Origin of the sequence: Frigoribacterium sp. MEB024, from assembly GCF_000878135.1 — a bacterium.
Classification (GTDB): Bacteria; Actinomycetota; Actinomycetes; order Actinomycetales; family Microbacteriaceae; genus Frigoribacterium.
Genome location: NZ_JXQZ01000028.1, coordinates 20,014 through 35,935 on the forward strand (window position 1 = coordinate 20,014; position 15,922 = coordinate 35,935).

10 protein-coding genes are annotated in these 15,922 nt (G+C 72.5%); 5 read left to right on the forward strand and 5 right to left on the reverse strand.

Annotated features, from left to right (window positions below; translation table 11 throughout):
• The first annotated feature begins 180 nt into the window (after positions 1–180).
• Entirely contained in the window at positions 181–588 is a 408-nt protein-coding gene (locus SZ60_RS06530) for an ATP-dependent DNA ligase (RefSeq protein WP_192119052.1), read from the forward strand.
• A gap of 188 nt (positions 589–776) precedes the next feature.
• Positions 777–1,301 (forward strand): VanZ family protein, encoded by a 525-nt coding sequence (locus SZ60_RS06535; RefSeq protein WP_052505213.1) that lies wholly within the window; start codon positions 777–779, stop codon positions 1,299–1,301.
• On the opposite strand, the gene SZ60_RS06540 is transcribed toward SZ60_RS06535, so the two are convergent.
• From SZ60_RS06540 to SZ60_RS06550, 3 genes are all read right to left on the reverse strand, one after another.
• On the reverse strand, positions 1,298–2,251 hold the full coding sequence (locus tag SZ60_RS06540) for a nuclear transport factor 2 family protein (protein ID WP_043594733.1): 954 nt from the start codon (positions 2,249–2,251) through the stop codon (positions 1,298–1,300). The genes SZ60_RS06535 and SZ60_RS06540 overlap by 4 nt on opposite strands.
• A 303-nt stretch (positions 2,252–2,554) precedes the next feature.
• Positions 2,555–7,990, reverse strand: a complete 5,436-nt coding sequence (locus SZ60_RS16400) for an S-layer family protein (RefSeq protein ID WP_052505214.1) — start codon at positions 7,988–7,990, stop codon at positions 2,555–2,557.
• A 290-nt stretch (positions 7,991–8,280) separates the two neighbouring features.
• On the reverse strand, positions 8,281–9,795 hold the full coding sequence (locus SZ60_RS06550) for an MFS transporter (protein ID WP_052505215.1): 1,515 nt from the start codon (positions 9,793–9,795) through the stop codon (positions 8,281–8,283).
• Between the two features lie 235 nt (positions 9,796–10,030).
• Here SZ60_RS06550 and SZ60_RS06555 point away from each other — a divergent pair, with 235 nt between their 5' ends.
• Positions 10,031–10,279 carry a glutaredoxin domain-containing protein gene (locus SZ60_RS06555; protein WP_043594734.1) on the forward strand — a complete coding sequence of 83 codons (249 nt, stop codon included), beginning with the start codon at positions 10,031–10,033 and terminating at the stop codon, positions 10,277–10,279.
• A 106-nt stretch (positions 10,280–10,385) separates the two neighbouring features.
• On the opposite strand, the gene SZ60_RS06560 is transcribed toward SZ60_RS06555, so the two are convergent.
• Positions 10,386–10,838, reverse strand: a complete 453-nt coding sequence (locus SZ60_RS06560) for a DUF6314 family protein (RefSeq protein ID WP_043594736.1) — start codon at positions 10,836–10,838, stop codon at positions 10,386–10,388.
• Positions 10,828–12,261, reverse strand: a complete 1,434-nt coding sequence (locus SZ60_RS06565) for a helix-turn-helix domain-containing protein (protein WP_043594737.1) — start codon at positions 12,259–12,261, stop codon at positions 10,828–10,830. The genes SZ60_RS06560 and SZ60_RS06565 overlap by 11 nt, the downstream gene beginning before the upstream one ends.
• Positions 12,262–12,396: 135 nt before the next feature.
• On the opposite strand from SZ60_RS06565, the gene SZ60_RS06570 reads away from it, so the two are divergent.
• Both SZ60_RS06570 and SZ60_RS06575 read left to right on the forward strand, forming a co-directional pair.
• Entirely contained in the window at positions 12,397–13,989 is a 1,593-nt protein-coding gene (locus SZ60_RS06570) for a glyceraldehyde-3-phosphate dehydrogenase (protein ID WP_082059924.1), read from the forward strand.
• Positions 13,986–15,917, forward strand: coding sequence for a phosphoenolpyruvate carboxykinase (GTP) (locus SZ60_RS06575; protein ID WP_082059925.1), 1,932 nt, complete (start codon positions 13,986–13,988; stop codon positions 15,915–15,917). The genes SZ60_RS06570 and SZ60_RS06575 overlap by 4 nt, the downstream gene beginning before the upstream one ends.
• The last annotated feature ends 5 nt before the right edge of the window (positions 15,918–15,922 follow it).

A 15,922-nucleotide genomic window follows, 5' to 3' on the forward strand; every position in this document is an offset into this window, starting at 1 on the left:
CCCGGCAGCGGTCTAGTGTCAGGTCTCGAGGAGAGCCGAGCGGACGCATCACCGATGTGGTCTCGTCACCACGTGTGGCGCCGCGAAGACGGCCGGCGCAGTGCGCAGTGAGATCCGCACATCACCACAGCCCAGACCCTGCTGTCAGCACCGTCGGGCGTTCTCCGTCTCGGAGCAGCCATGGGATACATCGTCTACGACGGCGACGTCCTCGAGTTCAAGGTCGAGGACCGCCTCCTCGCCCACCTCCAGATCGTCATCGTCAACAAGTTCCGTCAGAACGAGTCGTTCATGTTCTCGTGGAAGGAACCGATCGAGACCGGCGACGGCCGGTCGACCGTCTGGCTCTCTCCGCAGATCAGCCTCCGGTTCAAGTTCGCCGGCAGTCGAACGGTCGACATCAACCCCACCTGGCTCGCGGCGCTCTACGCCAGTGCGTCGTCAGGCCGCGGCCTCTATCCCGAAGCAGAGCCCGATCACGACCCTGCGACCCACCTCCCCGGAGGTTCCGGCACGCACGTCGACTGGGCCACCGACCGTCCCGAGCCGTCGAAGACGAGGGCGGCGCGACCGCCGCATCGCGCCTAGCTCGCAGGGCTCCCACGTCACGTGCGTGCTCGACGTCACCGACGCCGTGTCCGTCATCCGGCCCCCTCGTTCCGTCCCGGCCGGTGATCCTGAGAGCGGCCCTCGGGGACACCGAGCCGTACCGAGGTTCCACCGCGGCTCCGTCCCGCCCCGCGCTCAGCTGATCCGACGTGTCCTAGTCTCGGTCCGTGCTCTCGACCGTGCTGGCCCTGGTGCCGTGGCTCGCCTTCTCGGTCCTGATCGGCGTCGTGGTCGCCGGTCCGTTCGTCGGAGTGTGGCTCGCGGGACGCCCACGGACGACCGGCGCTCTCCTCGGCCTGGCGGTACTCACCGTCATGGGGCTCACGCTGTACCCGGACGGCGCGCCTTACCCGAGCATCACGTGCAACCCGGGCCTGCCGTACCTCGCACCCACTGCGGGGGAGTCGACTGCGAACATCCTCCTGTTCGTTCCGGTCTCGTTCCTCGCGGGGGTGCTCTGGCGACGACCGGTGGCGGCGGTGCTCGGTGCCGTCGCGCTGTCGGGTGCCGTCGAGGCGATCCAGGCGCTGGTGGTGGTGATCGGTCGGGCCTGTGACACGAGTGACTGGATCACCAACACCATCGGGGCCGTCGTGGGGGGCGTGCTCGCGGCGAGTGCCCTCACCTGGCATCGGAGCCGCACCCGACGCGAGGCCGCACGCCCGGTGCGCGACGCTCCCTCGGGCGACTAGTCGGTGGGGACCACGTCCCAGTGCTCGCGGATGAGGCCGTCGTCGACGCGGAACAGGTCGGCGGCGAGCAGCGGGTCCCCGGGCTTCGCGCCGACCGCCTGGGAGAAGGTCCACACGATGTCGCCGTCGGAGAGCGAGATGACGGACTGCTGCGCCGGGAACTGCGGGCCGCTGCCGAACAGCCGCTTCAGCGCCGCGGTCCCGTTCGGAGCGACCGGGTTGTGCTGCAGGTACGCGGGGTCGAAGGCGCGGTCGAGGATCGACGGGTCGTGGTCCCGGAACAGCGTGTCGTACGCCGACACGGCCAGGACGCGATTGCGTTCTTCCTGGCGTTCCGACGGCGCGGCGGTCGGACGTGCCGGCCGGTAGAGGTCGCTGAACATGGTGTTCGTGTTCCCGCTGGCCGGTGTGCCGGTCGGAACGGGCTGCTCGAGCGACCAGCGCTCGACGATCCGGCCGTGCTCGAGGCGGAACAGGTCGACGGCGGCGTCGCCGCGTCGTTCGTCGCGCGGGTCCGGTGTGATCTGCCAGTGCACCGCGACGAGGTCGCCGTCGGCTGCGACGCGCTTGATCACGGCGTGGGCCCCCGGGACGCGCGTGCGGTCCGCCGAGAACTGGGCGAGGAGTCCCTCCGGCCCGGCGGTGGTCCCTGCTCCGTGCGCGACGGCGCTCGGTGAGACGGATCTCGCCGCGAGCTGCTGGGAGGACGTGCTGTCGGGATCGGCGAAGGTCGTGGTGATGAGCGTCCGCACGGCGCAGGCGTTGCGGTGTTCGGTGGTGGTGTCCCGTCGGTCCGGGGCGGCTGTCACGGTCGGCTTCGGTGTCGTCCCGGGAGCAGCGGATGCCGGCGTGGCGACGCCGAGTCCGGTGAGGAGGGCTACTCCGGCGAGGACGGCCGTGCCGCGGGCGAGGCGACGGGAGGGGTTTCGCGTGGTCGGGTCGTTCGTCATGGTGTTCTCCTGCTCGTGTGGTCGGCGGGTGATCGCAGCATCGCAGGAAGCCCCGTCGCCGGCAGGTACGCACTTTCTCGTAAGCCACTCACGTGGAGGTCGGAATCGTGGAACCGCCTGGGCCGACCGCGCAGGATCGTGGCGCCGTCGTTCGCGTCCCTGCGGCGTGTCCGACGTGAGTCGTGCTCACACACGTCGCCGTCCGGGGGGACCGGCACCGCGCCTCCTTCACGACCGACGTCCCCGCCTGCCCGTCCCCTCGGCAGGAGGGGCGGGCGGACGGGGACGTCGGCACGTCGGGGGCTACTCGGCCCGGCGACGGCCTCGGATCGGGCCGACCACGCGACGGCCGCGACGCGAGAGCGCCAGGCCGAGCGCGACCCCGAGCAGGGCCATGGCGGCGATGCCGAGCACCGACGCGCTGCCGGTGAAGGCCAGCTGCGTCGCCGACAGGATCATCGGGAACGACACCGTGACGACCGCCTGGACCGTCTCGCCGGCCGTGTCGGTCACGCGGTACTGCACCGACGCCTTCGAGTCGAAGCCCTTCGCGGGGGTGAAGACCACGGAGCCGTCGACGACCGTCCAGGTGCCCTGCCCGGGCACGGTCAGCGCGCTGACCCCGTCACCGGTGGCCGGGTCGACGATCACGACGGTGCCGCGGTCGAAGGTCGCTCCCTCGGTGGGGGCGTCGTTCGTCGTGACGTCGACGGTGACCGCGTGGTCGGTGGTGCCGCGCTGCTGGTCGTCGACCGCGACGGCCGCGCCCAGCACCGTGATGGTGACGGTCGCCCGGGCGGTCTGTCCGGCCTCGTCGGTCGCCGTGTAGTCGAAGGTGTCGACCCCGACGAAGCCGGCACGGGGCATGTAGTCGTACGATCCGTCGAGGTCGAGTGCCACGGTGCCGTGCGACGGCTCGGACGCCAGGGCGACCCAGAGGGCCGAACCGTCGTCGTTGCGCATCACGCCGCCGACCCTGCCCGAGACGAGTCGTTTGCCGGCGATCGTCCTGCCCGAGTCGGCCACGGCCTTGACGCGCACGGTGATGCTGACCGTGGCGGTCGCGGTGCCGCCGTCGCGGTCGGTCACCGTGTAGGTCACGGCGTCCTTCCCGGAGAACCCGGCGTCCGGCGTGTAGACCAAGCGTCCGCTGGGGTCGATGGTCGCCGTGCCGTGAGCCGCGAGGCCCGTCGAGGTGACGCGCAGGCCGGTGCCGAGGTCGTTGCCCGACACCCCTGGGGCGGCGACGGTCAGCGTCGTGTCGGCCGGCGTCGAGGCTGAGTCGTCGATCGCGGTCGGCAGCACCGTGAGAGTGACGGTGCCCGTGCGGGTCTGCCCTTCACCGTCGGTCGCCGTGTAGGTGAACGCGTCGGTGCCCGAGAAGCCGGTCTTCGGCGTGTAGACGTACGAGCCGTCGCGAGCGAGGTCGACCGTGCCGTGCGTGGGCGCGGCGTCGAGTGCCGCCGTCAGCGAGCTGCCCGAGTCGTTCGAGAGCACGCCGTGTGCGGCGTCGACGGTGAGCGGGGTGCCGGCGCGGGTGCTGCCGGCGTCGTCGACGGCCAGGGCGCCGACGACGATGGTCGCGGTGGCCTTCGTCGACCGGCCGGCCGAATCGGTCACGGTGTACTCGACCCGGTCGGTGCCCGAGAAACCGGCGACCGGCGTGTAGACGAACGACCCGTTCGACCGGGTGTCGATCGTGCCGTGCGCCGGGGTGCCGGCGCCCGTCACGGTCAGGCCGGTGCCGAGGTCGTTCACCAGGAGGCCCGGGGCGGGTACCGAGAGCGCGGTGCCGGCAGGCGTCGAGTAGCGGTCGTCGAGGGCGCGGGGCGTCACCGTGACGGTGACCGTCGCCGTGGCGCTGCCGCCGTCACGGTCGGCGACCGTGTAGACGACGATGTCGTCTCCCGAGAAGCCGGGGGCCGGCGTGTAGTCGACGGTTCCTTCCGGCGCGATCGTGGCCGTGCCGTGCGCGGCCGGGGTCACCGCGGTGACCGTCAGGCCGGTCCCGACGTCGTTGCCGAGCACACCCGGTGCGGCGACCGTGACGCGGTCACCGGCGGCGACCGTGGCGACGTCGGGGGTGGCCTTGGGGCTGACCACGATCGTGACGGTGCCCGTGCCGGTCTGACCGTTGCCGTCCGTGACCTCGTAGCCGAAGGAGTCCTTGCCCGAGGTGCCGGGCTTCGGCGTGTAGGTGTACGAGCCGTCGGGTGCCATCGTGACCGTGCCCGCCTTCGGCTGGTCGGTGACGGCGGCGGTCAGCCCGGTGCCTTTGTCGTTCGCGAGCACGCCGTGGTCGGCGTCCACCACGAGGGGCTGGTCGGCGGTCGTGCCTCCGGCGGGGGTGTCGTCGACGACGATCGGTCCGACGTGGATCGTCACCGTGGCGACATCCGATCCGCCGGACGCGTCGGTGGCGCGGTAGGTCAGCTGGTCGGTGCCCGAGAAGCCGTCGACGGGCGTGTAGCTGATCGTGCCGCCGGCGGCGATCGTGGCGGTGCCGTGGGCCGGGGCGTCGACGATCTCGGCTCGCAGGTCGGTGCCGAGGTCGTTGCCGAGCACGCCGGGCGCCGCGACGGTGACCGTCGTGCCGGCCTTCGTCGAGGTCGTGTCGTCGACGGCGTCGGGCAGGACGACGATCGTCACGATGCCCGTGCTCGTCTGCTTCTCGGCGTCGGTCGCGGTGTACGTGAAGTCGTCGGTGCCCGAGAAGCCCTTCGCCGGGGTGTAGACGTACGAGCCGTCCTTCGCGACGGTCACGTCGCCGTGACGCGGGGCTCCGTCCAGCACGGCCGTCAGGCCGGTGCCGCGGTCGTTCGAGAGCAGGCCGGCCTTCGCCGGCACGGTCAGGTCGCGGCCGGCGGTCGCGGTGCCCTGGTCGGCCATGGCCAGGTCGCCGACGATGACCCAGGCGCGAGCCGTCGCGGTCTGCCCCGCGGCGTCCGTCACCTGGTACTCGAACGAGTCGGTGCCCGAGGTGCCGGCGTCCGGCGTGTAGCTCCAGGTGCCGTCGGCGTCGACGGTCACGGTGCCGTGCGCGGGGGTGCCGTGGTCGGTCACGCGCAGTCCGGTGCCGAGGTCGTTGGCGAGTAGTCCGGCCGAGGCGGTCGTGGTCACCGTGGTGCCGTTCGGCGTGGTCGCCTGGTCGTCGACGGCCACGGGCTTGACGGTGATCGTCACCGTCGCCGTCGCGGTGCGGCCGGCGGCGTCGGTGACTTCGTAGGTCACCGTGTCGGTGCCCGAGAAGCCCGGTGTCGGCGTGTAGTCGAACTCGCCGTTCGGGGCGAGGGTCGCGGTGCCGTGCTGCGGGCCGGTCACGATCGCGGCGCTGAGGCCGGTGCCGAGGTCGTTGCCGAGGACGCCGGGACCGTCGACGTGCGCGTTGCCACCCGCGACGACGGTGACGGTGTCGTCGACGGCCTTCGGGGCGACGGCGACGGTGGCGGTGCCGGTGCTCGTCACGCCGTTCGCGTCGGTCAGCGTGTAGGTGAAGGTGTCGGTGCCCGAGAAGCCCTTCGCCGGCGTGTAGACGTACGAGCCGTCGGGGTTGACGACGACGGTGCCGTTCGTCGGGCCCGTGGCGAGCGCGGCCTCGAGGGGACCGCTGCCCCCGTCGTTGCTGAGCAGTCCACGCCCGGCGGGCACGTCGAGGGGCGAGCCCGCGACGGCGTCGGCGGTGTCGGCCGAGGCGCGCGGCGCGACGGTCACGGTCACCGTGCCGGTGTCGGTGCCGCCCTTGCCGTCGGTGACGGTGTAGTCGAAGGTGTCGGTGCCCGAGAAGTCGTTCGCCGGCGTGTAGATCACGTCGCCCGCGGGGGTGACCGACGCGGTGCCGTGGCCCGGCGTCGAGACGGCGGTGACCTCCAGGTCGATGCCGTCGTCGTTCGCGGTCAGGGCGCTGCCGGTGATGGTCGTCGGGGTGCCCGCGACCGCGGTGGCCGTGTCGTCGACGGCGGTGGGCAGCACGGTGAGCGTCACGGTGCTCGTGGTGCTCCGGCCTTCGGCGTCGGTCGCCGTGTAGGTGAACGTGTCGGTGCCCGAGAAGCCGTCCGCGGGGACGTACCGGAACGAGCCGTCACGGCCGAGCACGAGGGAGCCGTGCGAGGGTCCGGTCGCGACGGCGGCGTTCAGCCCGGTGCCGGAGTCGTTCGTCAGCACGCCCGAGGAGGCGTCGACCACGAGGGCCTGGCCGGCGCGAGCCGTCGCGACGTCGTCGCTGCTGGCCGGGGTGACGGTGATCGTGACCGTCGAGGTCGACGTGCCACCGCCTCCGTCGGTCGTCGTGTACTGGAAGGTGTCGGTGCCCGAGAAGCCCTTCGCGGGCGTGTAGGTGTACGAGCCGTCGGCCGCGACGGTGGCCTGGCCGTTCGCCGGCTGCGTGTTCGACGTGACGGTCAGGTCGGTCCCCGCGTCGTTGGCGAGGACGCCGGGTGCGCCGACCGTCAGGGTGGTGCCGGAGGCGGTGGTCCCGGTGTCGTCGGAGGCTGCGGCCGACGCGGCGGCCACGGTGTTCGTGAACGTGCAGACGACGTCGGTGCCGTCGGCGCTGGTCGCGGCCGGGAACGTGAACTGAGCGGTGTTGCCCGAACCCGAGGCGACGGTCGCGTCGTCGTTGACGTTCGCACAGCGGTACGTCGTCGAGTAGTCGGCCAGGCGCGTCGTGCTGTTGCCCGCCGACTGCGAGACGGTGTACGTGCGCGCGGGGATGGCGAGTGCGGCGCCGGCCTTCTGGGCCTGCACGCCCTTCGCGGTGCCCGAGGTCGTCGCGGTGGAGGGCGACGACAGGTTTCCGCCGTCGACCTTGAGGGCGAACTGGTCGCTCGACTTCCACCGGCCGACGACGTCCGCCTTGCCGGCCAGGGTGTTGGCGTAGTTGCAGCTCGCGAGGTCGGTGTACGAGGCGATGTTGCTGATCGCCGGCGTGGTCATGCGGCTGACCTCGGCACCCGAGCTCGAGTCGAGCTTGATGATCTGCATGCCGGACGAGACGTAGAGGTAGCCGTCGGACGAGAACGCGATGCCCGGGCTGTTGGTGCCGGTGGGCAGGTCGGTCAGCTTGGTGGCGGCGAGCGAGGTGGTGCCGGCCGTGGTCGGGATCGTCTCGTCGTTGAGGCGGTAGACCGCGTTGCTCGCCACGACGAAAAGCAGCCCCTGCGTGCTGAAGGCGAAGTCGCCGTTGCCGGCTTGCAGGCCGGGGATGCGACCGACGACGCCGATCTTGTCACCGGTCTTGGGGTCGTAGGCCGAGATCGTGGCCGGGTCGCCACCGGTCGCGTAGTAGTAGATGCCGGTGACCGGGTTGACCGCACCGCGCAGCGTCGAGGCGGGGGCGCCCGACGGGTTGGCGTTGGCGACGGTCGTGACCGCACCGGCCGCCGAGTCGTAGCGCGCGAGCGTGTTGCCGTTCGAGTTGTTCGCCTGGCCGTTGGTGAAGGCGTAGGCGTCGAGGCCGTTGCGTCCGACGCCGAGACCGTTGTTCGCGGGCGAGAACGGCGTGGCCGACCCGGCGATCACGTCGGACACCGTGTTCGCGGCGACGTTGATCGCGACGAACTGGCCCTGGCCGGCCGTCGCGTAGATCGTGTTCTGGTCGCACGAGAGCGCTGCGGCGGCGTGCGCCGGTGCCGGCGCGACGGCCTGCGTCACGGCGACGGCCGCGAGCACGGAGGCGGTGGCGAAGGCCGCGAACGAGAGGGCACGACGGCGGGGGCGCACGGAGGCGCGGAGAAGCGACATGGGCTGGTGATGTCCTCGGGTGGGGGCGTCCGGCCGGGTCGGATCCGGTCGGACGTCGGTCCTGCTCGACACGCGGGGGTTCAGGCGCCCGCGTGTCGCCCCCGACGGGAACGGGGGCTCCACGGAAGTGGATGTTTCGACAATAAAGCTTCTTGCCTGTCGAGTGGAGTCCCCAGAGCAGGGGTGATTTCGTCCGCCTTGTGGGGGACATCGGGGTACAAAGGGGCGGGTCAGGGGCGGGTCGAGGGCGGGTCGCGGTGCCGAGGACGCGACCCGCGCCTCCTGGTGTCCTAGCGGCGGGGGCGACGCCCGCGACGGCCCTGGCCGACGGTCGGGATCGACGTCGTGACGACCGCGACCGACGAGGTGATCACCGCGAGCGACGAGGTCGACAGGTTCGCCTGGGCGTGACCGGTCAGCGGGAACCCGCGTCGGCCCGCGACGATCACGACGAGGCTGATCGCGACGATCGCCGCGGCCGCGAACGGCACCGTGGCGAGGCCCGACATCCCGTAGACCTGCCCGCCGATCGCGGCACCCGCGGCGATGCCGACGTTCGAGCCGGCGTTGATCAGCGCGCCGGCGATGTCGGGGCTGACACCGCCCGTGCGGATCGCGGCGGCCATGAAGAGGGTGCCGGTCGTGCCGTTCGCGGCCATCCACAGGCCGGCGACGACGAAGGTGCCGACGAGCGAGCCGTGCACCAACGGCAGGGCCGCGAGGGCGCCGATCATCACCGCGACCGCGACGATCAGGGTCTGCCGAGGCGCCCGGTCGACGAACGCGCCGGCCGCGAGCAGGCCGACCACGCCCGTGCCGCCGAGCACGAGCAGGGCGCCGCCGACGAGGTCCTCGCCGAGGCCGGCCCCGGTCAGGTACGGGCCGATGAAGGTGTAGACGACGTAGTGGCCGGCGAAGAGCATGAGGTCGGCCACGACCACGGCGAGCAGCCCCGAGCGCGCCCACGACCGTACCGAGCCGACGTGCGGCGACGATTCGCCCTGGACGTGCGGCAGGAACAGCGCGGCCACGACGGCCAGCACCGCGGTGGCGACGGCGACCGCGCCCACGGCGGGACGCCAGCCGAGCTGGTCGCCGACCGTCGTCGCGAGCGGCACGCCCACGACGAAGCCCAGCGAGCTGCCCGAGTAGACGAACGCGATCGCCCGGCCGGCCAGGCGCGGTGGCACGATGCGCGTCGCGTAGGCCGACGCCACCGAGAAGAAGAGGGCGTGCGCGATGCCGCCGACCACGCGGCCGGTCAGCAACACGCCGAAGCTCGGGGCGAGCGCGACCATCAGGTTCGAGGCCGTGTAGCCGACCAGGGTCGTGACGAGCACGGCCTTGCGGGGGAAGCGGGCGGTGGCCCAGGTGAGCGGCAGGGCGAGCGCGGCGACGGCCACGGCGTAGACCGTGACGACGACGCCCATGCGCGCCTCGCTCACGCCGAGGTCGGTGCTCATCGTCGAGAGCAGGCCGACCGGGCTCAACTCGGTCGTGATGGCGAAGAACGTCGCGAGGCCGAGCACGGCGATGCCGACGACGCCCGAGGGGGTCAGGCGGTGCGGCTGGGGCGTGGGGCGGGTGTCGCGCGCAGGCGTCGACGACGAGCGCGGGGGAGACGCGGCGGCGGGCGTGCGCACGGCGGGCGTGCGCACGGCGGGCGTGCTCGAGGTCTCGGGCGGACGCTGAAGGGTGTCGGTCACGGGATTGCCTCCGGGCCCGTGGCGCGTGCGCATGACGATGATCTCGTCGGGGGCACCGTGGACGTCGGCGGCCGACTCGTGGTCGACCCCGGTCTGCACGATGCAGCACACTCGTCGCGGGCCATGCTGCTGGCGGGTGGATTGGGGGGATTGCCACTCCACGACGAGGGCGCTCATCCAGTGTGACATGCCACCCCCGGGGGCTCGCAAGGCCCCCGAACGAGAAACCGAACGACGTTCGCTCGCGGCGAGCGGGCGCTCTTCGCGGCCCGTCGAGGACGAGGAGGCGCGGGTCGCGTGTCCGCGCCCCGTCACCGCGCGTACCCTGGTCGCCATGAGCACCGACACCGCCCCCGACCGCATCCTGATGTTCGGCGCCGAGTGGTGCCGTGACTGCCGCCGCTCGAAGGCGCTGCTCGACCGCGAGGGTGTGGCCTACGACTACGTCGACCTCGAGGCCGTCGCCGACGGTGCCGATCGTGCCTACGCCGTCAGCGGTCGTACGCAGATCCCGGTCGTGGTCTTCCCCGACGGCAGCCACCTGGTCGAGCCGACCGACGCCGAGCTCGCCGCCAAGCTCTAGCCCGGCATCGCGTCGCCCCGCCACGCGCCTCCGCGCCGCGCCACGCGCCGACCCTCCATCCCGCCACGAAGTGAACAACACGCCACGCGAACGTGTGGCGGGTTGTTCACTTCGTGGCGGGATGCCCGGCGACGCGCTCGTACGTGGTGAGGGCGTCGTACGACTTCGCCGGGCCGCGCACCGTCCACCGCTCCTCGAACGACGTCGGCGAGAGCACCCGGGTCTCGACCAGGTAGCTGTCCGGGGCGCACGGGTGGTGCGCCTCCCAGGCCCCCGACCGCAGGTCGAGGTCGACGAAGTGCCGGCCGTCGGCGAAGCGCAGGTCGAGCGACCCGTCACCCCGGGACGCATAGTCGAGCCGCCGGGTGGCGGGTGTCCGCCGGTCGGCCACGACGAGCTCGCCGGCCTCGTCGTAGGTCGCCACGAGGTCGGAACCCGCCCGCGCCTCCTCGATGGTCGCCGTCCCGTCGAACCGGGCGTGCTCGCCGGTGCGGTGGTCGTCGATGTCGCGCGTGACGGCCCATCGGCCGAGCAGCAGCGCCAGCGTCTCAGCCGGCATGCCGGTCGAGGAACTCGTAGACCTCGGTGTCCTCGACGCCGGGGAAGGTGCCGGACGGCAACGGTGCCAGCACGTGCGCGTGCAGGCGGGCGCTGGGCCAGGCCGCGTCGCGCCACCTCGCCGTGAGCCCTGCCGGGGGACGACGGCAGCACGACTCGTCCGGGCAGGTCGAGGTCTCGCGACGCTCGGTGTCGCGTCCGCGGAACCACTTCGCGTCGGCGAACGGCACGCCCACCGTGATCGAGAACTCGTCGTGCTCGGTCGTGCCGGTCTGCGACGCCGACCAGAAGGTGCCGGCCGGGGTGTCGTCGTACTGGTAGTGCTCGGTGGTGCGGTTCGTCCGGGCGAACGCCGTGCGGGCGGCCCAGTGCCGGCAGACCAGCTGGCCCTCGACGGCCCCGGTGACGTCGGTCGGCAGGGGCAGCCCGTCGTTCTCGGCCGCCTTGGCGATCGCTCCGTCGCCCGTCACCCGCAGGAAGTGCATGCGGATGCCGAGGTGCGAGGTCAGCAGGTTGCTCATGCGCATCGCCGCCGCCTCGTGGGTGACGCCGAAGCCGTCGCGGAAGTCCTCGACCGAGAGGTCGCGTTGTGCCTTGGCCTTCTGCAGTGACTCGACCGCTGCCCTGAGCGGCATGAGGCAGGCCGACGAGAAGTAGTTGATCTCGAGCCGCTGCTTGAGGAACTCGGCGTAGGTCGAGGGTCGTTCGTGGCCGAGCAGACGGTGCGCCATCGCCTGCAGGGCCAGCGCCCGCAGGCCGTGACCGCCCGGGATCGAGGCCGGTGGCAGATAGATGCGCCCGTTGGCCAGGTCGATCACCGAGCGGGCCGAGTGCGGCAGGTCCGAGACGTGCATGATCTCGAGCCCGAGGCTCCGGGCCATGCGGCTCACGCTGCTGTGCGACAGGGCGCCCGAGGTGTGGCCCACGGTGCCGAGCAGGTCGGCCGCCGCCTCCTCGACGTACGGCAGGTGGGAGTCGCGCCCGCGCATCCAGAGCCGCAGCTCGGTGTTCGCCCGCCGCGCCTCCTCGGGGGTGGCGCTGGCCTCGCTGTGCCGACGGGCGAGCTCGCGGTGCAGCCCGAGGATCGTCTGCAGCACCGGCGTGCTCATGCCCTTGTTCGCCTTCACGTCGGGCAGGCCGAGAGAGCGGTACAGCGACCCGCGCTGCGCCTGCGCCAGCTCGATCTCGAGGGCCGCCCGCTCGCTCGGCGGCTCGGCGGCCAGCAACGTCGCGAGGGGCACGTCGAGGGCGTCCGACAGCGCTCGGACCAGACCGATCTTGGGTTCGCGACGACCCGTCTCGACGAGCGAGAGCTGACTGGCGCTGACCTCGACCCGAGCCGCGAGCTGATCGAGGGTCAGGCCCCGGGTCGTGCGGGCGTGCCGCACCGCCTGGCCGAGCAGCAGGGGGTCGGCGTCGACCACGGGGCACCCCTCTCGGGAGGTCGTCTTTGACGAGGGCGAAAGAACACCCGATCTTTACGCATTGGGCATCTGCAGATCAAGGGTGTGGGCGCTCATCGTGGAGAAACACCCCTTTCGACGACGAGAGAAGAGAACATGGCACCGGCCCCCACCGCCGCGACGGAACCGCTCGACGACACCACCGCCCGGTACGACGACCGCCAGGACGAGTGGGCCGGGCGAGTGGCGCTCGCCGAGGCGATGATCCCGGTGATCGGTCGGCTGTGGCGTCGAGACGGCGTGGTCGTGTCGATCCACGGACGCAGCCTCCTCGACCGGTCGCCGGTCGGCGTGCTCAAGCTGCACCGTTTCGCCCGCCAGCTCGACGACCACGTGCTCGATCCCGTCGAGACCCTGAAGGTGCTGCAGCTGCTCGACGGCCTCGAGCTCGGCCCGGCGTCGATCGACCTCGCCCGGCTGAGCGCCCGGCACCGGGCCGCCCTCGTCGAGCTGCCCGAGAGGTCGCTCGTCGACGTCGTGAACGCCGAACTCGCCGAGGTGGTCGGACGCCGCGGCGACGGTGGGCCCCCGCCCCGCGACGTCGTGCTCTACGGCTTCGGCCGCATCGGTCGACTCGTCGCACGGCTGCTGATCGAGCACGCCGGCGAGCGCGGCGGTGCGCGGCTCCGGGCGGTCGTCGTGCGTCGGGGGTCGGCCGACGACCTCGTCAAGCGGGCCAGCTTGCTGCGGCGCGACTCGATCCACGGCCCGTTCGCGGGCACGATCGTCGTCGACGAGGTGGCCGACACGATCGTGGCGAACGGCACGACGATCCAGGTGATCTACTCGGACGACCCCGCGACGGTCGACTACGAGCGGTTCGGAATCCGCGACGCGATCGTCGTCGACAACACGGGCCGGTGGCGCGACGAGCCGTCGCTGCGACGACACCTGGAGGCGCGGGGCACGTCACGCGTGCTGCTCACGGCCCCCGGGAAGGGCGCGATCCCGAACGTCGTGTTCGGCGTGAACCACGAGACGGCGGGCGACGACGTCGTGGTCGCCGCGGCGTCCTGCACGACGAACGCGATCACGCCGGTGCTGGCCGTGCTCGACGACCGCTGGGGCGTCGAGTCGGGACACGTCGAGACCGTGCACGCGGTGACGAACGACCAGAACCTGACGGACAACTTCCACCCCGGCGACCGGCGGGGTCGGTCGGCGTCGCTCAACATGGTGCTGACCGAGACGGGTGCGGCGAAGGCCGTCGCCAAGGCGTTGCCGCAGCTCGCCGGGCGCCTGACCGGAAGCGCGATCCGCGTGCCCACGGCGGACGTCTCGGTCGCGGTGCTCAACCTGCGGCTGAGGACGCCCGTCGACCGTGCCGAGCTCAACGCGCACCTGCGTCGGGCCTCGCTCGACTCGCCCCTGCGCCGCCAGATCGACTACGTCGAGTCGCCCGAGGTCGCGTCGACGGACTTCGTCGGCTCGCGCCACGCGGGCGTCGTGGACGGGCTCGCGACGGTCGTGTCCGGGGACGGGGACGGCGACGGGGCGGGCGACCACGGCTCGGGCCGCCGGGTCGTGCTCTACGTCTGGTACGACAACGAGTTCGGCTACAGCTGCCAGGTCGTCCGCCTGCTCGAGCACCTCGCCGGAGGAACGCCCCCGTCCCTGCCCCGTCCAGCCCGAGCCACCTCAGCACCGACCGACGACCTGCTCGACCTGACCCTGGAGGCCACGCGATGATCACCACCCGACCCCTCGACCCCGGCGTCCTCGGCGACGCGACCCGCGCCTCCTCGGCTCCGCCTCCGGCACCCACGACCGACTGGGCGCGGGCCGCGCGGCGCCGCCACGTGCCCGCCCCGTCGTGGGCGCCCCGCACCCTGGTCGCGTGGGTCGCCGAGCAGGTCGACCTGCTCGAGCCCGACGGTGTGCAGTGGATCGACGGCTCGGACGCCGAGGCCGAGCGGCTGACGGCCGACCTCGTCGCGACCGGGGCGCTGATCCCGCTGAACCCCGACCTGCGTCCCGGCAGCCACCTCGCCCGGACCGACCCCGGCGACGTCGCCCGCGTCGAGGACCGCACCTTCATCTGCACCACCGATCCCGCGGGCGCCGGCCCCACCAACAACTGGCGCGAGGCCGGGGCCATGAGGCGCGAGCTCCGGCCGTTCTTCGCCGGCTCGATGCGCGGGCGCACGATGTTCGTCGTGCCGTTCAGCATGGGCCCGGTCGGCGGCCCGTTGTCGCAGCTCGGCGTGCAGCTGACCGACTCGGCCTACGCCGTGCTCAACCTGCGCATCATGGCGCGCGTCGGTTCCGAGCCGCTGGCCGCGTTCGGCGGTGCCGACGGAGACGTGCCGTTCGTGCGCGGCGTGCACAGCGTCGGCTACCCCCTGCGCGACGCCGACGGCACCGCGCGTGACGACGTGGCGTGGCCGTGCAACGAGACGAAGTACATCACCCAGTTCCCCGAGACGCGCGAGATCTGGTCGTTCGGCTCGGGCTACGGCGGCAACGCGCTGCTGGCCAAGAAGTGCTTCGCGCTGCGCATCGCGTCGACGATGGGGCGCGACGAGGGCTGGCTCGCCGAGCACATGCTGCTGATCAAGGTCACCAGTCCCGAGGGGCGGGCCGTCCACGTCGCCGCGGCGTTCCCCTCGGCCTGCGGCAAGACCAACCTCGCGATGATGCAGCCCACCCTGCCCGGCTGGCGGGTCGAGACCCTCGGCGACGACATCACCTGGATGAAGCCCGGCGCCGACGGTCGCCTGTGGGCGATGAACCCCGAGACCGGCTTCTTCGGGGTGGCCCCCGGCACGGGTGAGGCGTCGAACCCCATGGCCGTCCGCACCCTGCACGCGAACACGATCTTCACCAACGTGGCGCTGACCGACGACGGCGACGTCTGGTGGGAGGGGCTGACCGACGAGGCGCCCGCGCACCTGACCGACTGGCAGGGGAACGACTGGACCCGCGCCTCCTCGTCCCCGGCCGCCCACCCGAACTCGCGCTTCACCGCGCCGGCCGAGCAGTGCCCCTCGCTCAGCTCCGATTGGGATGCGTTCGACGGCGTACCGCTCGACGCGATCGTCTTCGGCGGGCGACGGGCGACGAACGTGCCGCTCGTGACCGAGGCGCGGTCGTGGCGGCACGGCGTGTTCGTGGGCGCGACGGTGGCGTCCGAGCAGACCGCGGCGGCCGAGGGCGTCGTCGGCGAGCTGCGGCGCGACCCGTTCGCCATGCTGCCGTTCTGCGGCTACGACATGGGCGACTACTTCGCGCACTGGCTGCGGCTCGGGGCGGAGCTCGGCGATCGGGCGCCGCAGGTGTTCCAGGTCAACTGGTTCCGCAAGGGGGCCGACGGCTCGTTCCTCTGGCCCGGCTTCGGCGAGAACTCGCGGGTGATCGCCTGGATCGCGGGTCGCCTGGCGGGCACCGCCGACGCCGTCGAGACGCCGCTCGGCCTCGCCCCCGCACCGGGAGCCCTCGACCTGACCGGTCTCGACCTCACCGAGGAGGCGCTGGCCGAGTCGTTCGCGGTGCCCACGGACGCGTGGCTCGCCGAGTGCGACCTCACCGACGAGTTCTTCGACCGCTTCGGCTCGACCCTGCCGGACGCGCTGCGCCACGAGCTGGCCGCCCTGCGCGCCCGGCTCGAGGCCGCGTAGCCGCC